5 protein-coding genes and 1 pseudogene are annotated in these 6,258 nt (G+C 59.0%); 4 read left to right on the forward strand and 2 right to left on the reverse strand.

Features of this window, described 5'->3' with window-relative positions:
* Positions 1-39: 39 nt before the first annotated feature.
* From IVA82_RS47285 to IVA82_RS47295, 3 genes are all read left to right on the forward strand, one after another.
* The gene (locus IVA82_RS47285) at positions 40-1,689 is read left to right on the forward strand and encodes an IS66 family transposase (protein WP_247494005.1); all 1,650 of its coding nucleotides are present in this window, start codon (positions 40-42) and stop codon (positions 1,687-1,689) included.
* Positions 1,690-1,691: 2 nt separating this feature from the next.
* Complete coding sequence (locus IVA82_RS47290) at positions 1,692-1,937, forward strand: hypothetical protein (protein ID WP_247494006.1); 246 nt, start codon at positions 1,692-1,694, stop codon at positions 1,935-1,937.
* 751 nt (positions 1,938-2,688) lie between these two features.
* A complete protein-coding gene (locus tag IVA82_RS47295; RefSeq protein WP_247494007.1) occupies positions 2,689-3,558 on the forward strand; it encodes a TauD/TfdA family dioxygenase in 870 nt (289 codons plus the stop codon).
* 264 nt (positions 3,559-3,822) lie between these two features.
* Here IVA82_RS47295 and IVA82_RS48765 read toward each other — a convergent pair whose 3' ends face one another.
* Positions 3,823-3,945: a hypothetical protein gene (locus tag IVA82_RS48765; RefSeq protein WP_256469854.1), complete on the reverse strand. Its 123-nt coding sequence runs from the start codon at positions 3,943-3,945 to the stop codon at positions 3,823-3,825.
* A 560-nt stretch (positions 3,946-4,505) separates the two neighbouring features.
* Here IVA82_RS48765 and IVA82_RS47300 point away from each other — a divergent pair.
* Positions 4,506-4,736, forward strand: coding sequence for a hypothetical protein (locus IVA82_RS47300; protein ID WP_247494008.1), 231 nt, complete (start codon positions 4,506-4,508; stop codon positions 4,734-4,736).
* Between the two features lie 154 nt (positions 4,737-4,890).
* Here IVA82_RS47300 and IVA82_RS47305 read toward each other — a convergent pair.
* Positions 4,891-6,095 (reverse strand): annotated as a pseudogene (locus IVA82_RS47305) (diaminopropionate ammonia-lyase).
* Between the last annotated feature and the right edge of the window lie 163 nt (positions 6,096-6,258).

Consider the following 6,258-nt stretch of genomic DNA (forward strand, 5'->3'; position numbering starts at 1 on the left):
GGAGTCACAACGCATCCGATCTGTGATTCACTGCGTCGCATGGATGCTGATCGCAACGCTGGTCCTGATGATATTGCAGCCCTGAAGGAGGCTCTGGCGGTCGAGCGCGCCAAGGCGGTGGAGATTGCAGCCGAGCTTGCGGTTGCCCGCGCGAAGGCGTCGGAAGACAGCGCGCTGATCGTCCATCAGAAGCTTCGGATCGCCAAGCTCGAGCGCCAGATCTACGGGCAGCGGTCGGAGCGATCATCGCGGTTGATCGACCAGTTGGCACTGACGTTCGAAGAGCTGGAAGCCGACGCCACGGAAGACGAACTGGCGGCGGAACGGGCTGTCGCGAGGACGACGACGGTGCGCGAATTTACACGCAAGCGCGCCGAGCGCCAGACGTTCCCCGAGCATCTCCCACGCGAGCGGGTGGTGATCGATCCGCCGACGAGCTGCGAGTGCTGCGGCAGCAATCGCCTGCGTAAACTCGGTGAAGACGTGACCCGGACGCTGGAATCGGTGCCGCGTCAGTGGAAAGTGATCGAGACGGTGCGCGAGAAGTTCTCTTGCCGCGACTGCGAGAAGATCAGCCAGGCGCCAGCGCCGTTCCATGCGGTCGCACGAGGATGGGCCGGGCCCAGCCTGCTGGCGATGATCATGTTCGAGAAGTTCGGCCAGCATCAGCCCCTGAACCGTCAGGCGGAACGCTACGCTCTCGAAGGGGTGCCGATTGCGTTGTCGACCATGGCGGACGCCGTGGGATCGGTCTGTACGGCGCTTGATCCACTGCTGCGCCGCCTCGAAGCCCATGTCATGGCGGCTGAGCGTCTTCATGCCGATGATACGACCGTCCCGGTGCTGGCCAAGGGCAAGACCGACACGGGACGGTGCTGGATCTACGTCCGGGACGACCGGCCATTTGGTGGTGCGGGACCGCCAGCGGCGATGTTCTACTACTCACGCGACCGCAAGGGCGAGCATCCCCAGGCGCATCTGGCCCGTTATGCCGGCATTCTCCAGGCCGACGCCTATGATGGGTATAACCAGCTCTATCTGGCTGGGCGCCGCCCTGGACCGATCCGGGAGGCGGCGTGCTGGGTCCATGCGCGGCGCCCGTTCTTTGCCATGGCCGATATCGAAGAGAATGCGCGGCGCAAGGCTGCCGGCAAAAAGGAAATCCCTCTGTCTCCGATCGCGATCGAGGTGGTGCGGCGGATCGATGCGCTGTTTGAGATCGAGCGCTCCATCAATGGCAAGAGTACTGAGGAGCGCCTGGAGGTGCGGCAGACGCTAAGCCGACCTCTGGTCGAGGATCTTCAGGTCTATATGCGCGAACGGCTCGCTAAGCTCTCCCGGGGGCACGACCTGGCAAAGGCGTCCAATTACATCCTGAAGCGCTGGGCGAGCTTCACGCTGTTCCTTGAGGACGGACGTGTGTGTCTATCCAACAATGCCGCCGAAAGAGGATTGCGGGGCATCGCTCTTGGCCGGAAATCTTGGCTGTTCTGCGGATCCGATCGCGGCGGACGACGCGCTGCGGCCATGTACAGCCTGATTGTCTCGGCCAAAATGAACGGCATCGATCCGCAGGCGTGGCTCACGGATATCCTCGCCCGCATCGCCGCCTATCCCGCTCATCGGCTGGACGAGCTATTGCCCTGGAATTGGACGCCGGCGACGGCGATCTCCGCTCGAGCTGCGTGATCATGCACGTCAACAAGGTTCATCACGTTACCACCATCAACCGTGTTGCCGAGGATCTTGGCGAAGACGAAGACTGGCTGCGAGACGTCGCCAATGAAATGGAGATCGAAGACGGCGCCATCTGGGTCTATGGCGTCGGAGAACATGGCATCCAGGCCTTCACTGACTTCGGAATCGAAAACCTGATCGAACTCATCCGGATGTACAAGGAAAGCCCGGAGCTGCTTAAGCGCTGGCCGCCAGAATAATCCAGTGAGCCTGCGGCCTACGCCGGATGCGTACGTTTGAGGATTTCGGATGCTAAGTTTGTCAGCACTCGTCAATGAGCGGCAGAGATCCTTTCAGCTCGGCGATTTCCCCAATGAACGGAGCTTTCCGCGACCCAAATGTGGGGTGAGACTTGGTCGACAATCTTCGTGTGAATTTGCGTGATCACATTGATGAGGACGAATCGTCTCAGGCAAGCATGTGCTGATCAGACTTACGCGAGTTCTGACCTCATAGCGTGTCTATTGCTCGGATCGGCCGAGTGATCTCCTCAAGATTCGCTTTGATGCGACCCGCGCGGAGTCTCGTCATCAATCTGTATCAGTTTCTCGCTAGCTCTCGATCGTCTTTTTGAGGCGGAGATCGTCTCCGAAGGCAGCGGGCTGACGTTCAGAAGAGATGAACACCTACTGGATGTGGCTTTGGGATTAGGCCTACAGATGCACAGTTCGCGGCGTCCCAAACAGATATTGCAGCAACGGCGATGTGCGCAAATGAAACATTGCACCTTATCAGAAACAAAGACGAGTTCGTTTCATTGACTGAGCGAAGACCAGTCTTACGTTTTTCAAGGTCAGAGCGAGGTCATCGTACCGCAGTAGAGTGCGGCGGCATCGCTCGCATAGAACACTCAGTATTCGGCTGGGCAGGATCGCGCCAAGTCAGCGACTCTCACTCACGCAATCGGCGCGTGGGAGGTGCTGTCCACCGGATCGTAGCAGCGAGGATAGAATGATGCGAAATGCTGGAATTGCTGGCAGCTTTATTCCACGGGCAAACATCGTTAAGTGCGCGTCTCGGCTGGGTGCCGAAATTGTGAACGTCAGACTTTCTGCCGAGTCGCCGCAGGACGTTCTCTGCGCGATCCGTCAACTGGTGCGTGACCATAAGGTTCTCTTCTTCCGTGATCAGACGCACCTTGATGAAGTCCAGCACGAGCGCCTGGTGACTGTACTCGCCAAGCTAGGCCAGCAGCCTCCGCTCGGCCGGCCTCCCGCACCATCGCCGATCACCGAAATTGGTTCAGATGATCATTGGTCTACGAATATCACCTCCCATGTCGATCCTGGACTCTCCGTTCTGCGATCCCTGGCGATCGCGCCCGGCCGTCGCGAGACGGCCTGGTCGAATATGCGAGCTGCATATCTCGACCTTCCGCTACCACTGCGTAAGCTCGCTGATGAACTGTGGGCTGTTCATAACGATGATTCTCCGGAAACCGGGGACTCGAAAGCCGTCGGGGCAAACACGACGGTTTCGGACCATCCGGTGGTTAGAATCCATCCCGAGACCGGTGAGCGCGTCCTTGCCCTCGGCAACTTCGGAGGCCGCTTCGTCGGATTGCAAAGAGATACCGGCCAAAAGCTCTTTGATATGCTGCAGTCCTATATCATTGCACCGGAAAATGCGGTTCGATGGAGCTGGAGAGTCGGAGACGTAGCGATATGGGACAATCGCGCAGCCCAGCACTATCCCATCGATGACAAGCAGAGGGGCTTATTTCTCGACAACTGCAGTCGCGAGCTGTCGCCTCGCGCGAAGTGTCGCCGCAGCGGACAGCGCGGTAACGCACCAAAGCCTCAGGCAGCGAGGGCTGCATGAGCCTGGCCTGCCTAGGACCGCAGACTTAGCTTTCCGATGCCGGGAGCAAGCCGTACTCTCGCGTTGAGACCACTCGCTGCGTATTCAAAAGGAGTCAGGTCTTGTTCCCGCCCGGTCGAGACCCAAGCCACGGGCACGTGTGAGCAGGCTCTTGTTTGCTTCATGCGGGGCTGTTGCCCGCAGCAGCCCCGCCGGCATCGTTCGCGCGTTCTCATTCCGATCGCTTCCAGATGTTCTCTAGGCAGAGAGGGCCGAGCGCGTTGGCTACGGAAGAACGTTCACTGCGGGCATTGAGGCGGTCGGGAGCGGCTCGAAACCATTCTGGCGCTTGCCGCGCGCCGCCAACATGATGGCAAAGACCATCAGCAGGATCAGAAGACCGCGCATTTCGAAAGGTACCTAAATAGCCCAATGGACGTGTGAAGCGACTCACATCGGCTGAAATCGATATGAGTAGGGCTGCGAAATCACCCGTCAGGTGCCACTCGATACCGGCTTTATTCGGCGCAAGTCGGCGAACTGGGCCGCAGCCGAGGGGAAAAAATGCAATGGCTCCTTCACAATAGCAGAAACAATGCGTCAAGTTTGAGTAATGATCTCCAGATCACTTCACTGACGCTCGCGCCGGCCGCTTTCAGGCATTCGAGGGCACTTCATGTACGATTGTGATCTTGTCTCAGGTGGCCTGCTGGTGCTGACAGCTGCGGGCATCGCGTTGCTCTGCTCGAGCCTGCTCGCATTCGTGTTGGTTTAGGGGTCCAGATCGAGCCCTTCGCCGCCTCTTGAGTTGGCTGAGTTTCCGGAGGTAGCCTCTCGCATGTCCAATCGGATTTCACGACGGCTCGAGCGGTGAAGGCGCACCAATCAACCCATGCCGTACGAGGGGACACATCGGGTAGCCAATACTCACTTTCGCGGAAGTATTCGAGAAGTGGGGAGACATTCGGATGCCGTATTACTCTTTTGATCTCGTAGTTAGTGGGGAGTACAAGAATCAGGGCGGCCTTATCCTCGAGAATGTTGAGCTTGCCGCCGACCGAGCGGACCAGCTTGCGACCGAATTGTCTATTGTACATCCGGAGCTCAAGGCCAAAGGCTGTTCGGTTCGCGTTACCAGCGCGGAAGACACCGAAGTCTATCGGACGCCGCTCGATCCGATCCCGAGGCGGCGAAGCTGAGCTCTCGGTGGCCTGCGACACACAACGTGTTCGGGTTTGCCCAAGGCAATCAAGCCTGGCAGGTTCCTCAATGTACTTCAAAGACCGCCGACCGGAACCGAAGGCTGGTTGGCGCGCTGGATGCCGACCTCGCATCGCGCGCTTTCCCGCCTTATTAACCCGGCGAACTGCTCGTCAGAGACACCTGCGCTGGAGACATGCCGACGAGTTCCTCGTACAGGTGAGCATCGGTCGCGCCCTCGGTATTGATCAGCAGAACCCGAGCATCTCGACCGAGAGCGACGTTGTCCCGCATGCCCTGGTCGGAAGCGACCTTCAGTAAGCCCGCCAGACCAACACCACCACTTTCGCCTGAAACGATGGCAGGGTCGGCATCTCTGGGATTGGCGAGCTGCCTCATAACGCTGATTGCGTCCTCGTCCTCGACAATCATAAACGCATCCGCGGTGCGCGAAAGGATGCGCCACGCGATGAGCGAGGGTTGGTAGCATTCGAGCATCGCCATCACTGTCGACTGCCCATGATTTACCTTCACAGCGCGCCCAGCACGCGCGCTTTCAAACAGGCACGCTGCGCGCGCGGGGTCGACTACTGTGAAAAATGGGCGATTCTTGCCGAGCAGAACTGAAAAATGCCCCGCCACGGCTGCAGCAATACCCCCCACACCCGCTTGGACGAAAACATGGGTCGGCGCGCGGGGCAACTGGCGCAGTGCTTCACTTACAATGGCAGTATATCCCTGCATCACTAGGCTAGGGATGCGCTCGTAACCCGGCCAGGATGTATCAGACACTGTGATCCAGCCGTTTTTCGCGGCAACTCGCGACGCCTCGTTGACTGAGTCGTCGTAGTTACCATCGACTCGGATCATCTGGGCACCATAGCGAGCGATCGCCTCGATGCGCTCGTCGCTGACACCTGAATGAACGAAGATGGCGCACTTTGCCCCAACAAGCTGAGCACCTTGCGCCACTGATCTGCCGTGATTACCGTCGGTGGCGCACGATACCGTCATCTCCCGCGCGACGGCTTTCACTTCAGAACTTTTCAGCTCTGCCACATCAACGTCTCGGCCGAGCCGCCGCCTCGCCTCCTCCAGCACCAGCCGGATCACGGCATAGGAGCCGCCCAAAGCCTTGAAGCTGCCAAGACCGAGGCGATGACCTTCATCCTTGAGATGAATCGAGCCAACGCCAATCTCACGAGCAAGGCTTGCCAATGAAAGGAGCGGGTCTCCTTGTGACCTTCACGATACCTGAGAAAGCGCTCGACTTCGCGAGCGGCCTCGACACTCAATGTGTCCGCATCGGCGACATCCAGGATCGCTCGGTAATCGGGATGCCGGTTGAGAAGCAGCATGGTTTGATTCTCTCTTGCAAGCAATGGCGGGACATCCAGCTGTCCGTAGCACGTGATCTGTCGTCTGTTTGTAGCTCGTGAAGTGTCGTGTTTTTGGTGCCCTGGAACAAAGGGGGCACGATGGGCACGGCATCCATTCACGAGGGTGTACGACGGATGCGGC

Source organism: Bradyrhizobium sp. 142, from assembly GCF_023074015.1.
In the GTDB taxonomy this organism is placed as follows: Bacteria; Pseudomonadota; Alphaproteobacteria; order Rhizobiales; family Xanthobacteraceae; genus Bradyrhizobium.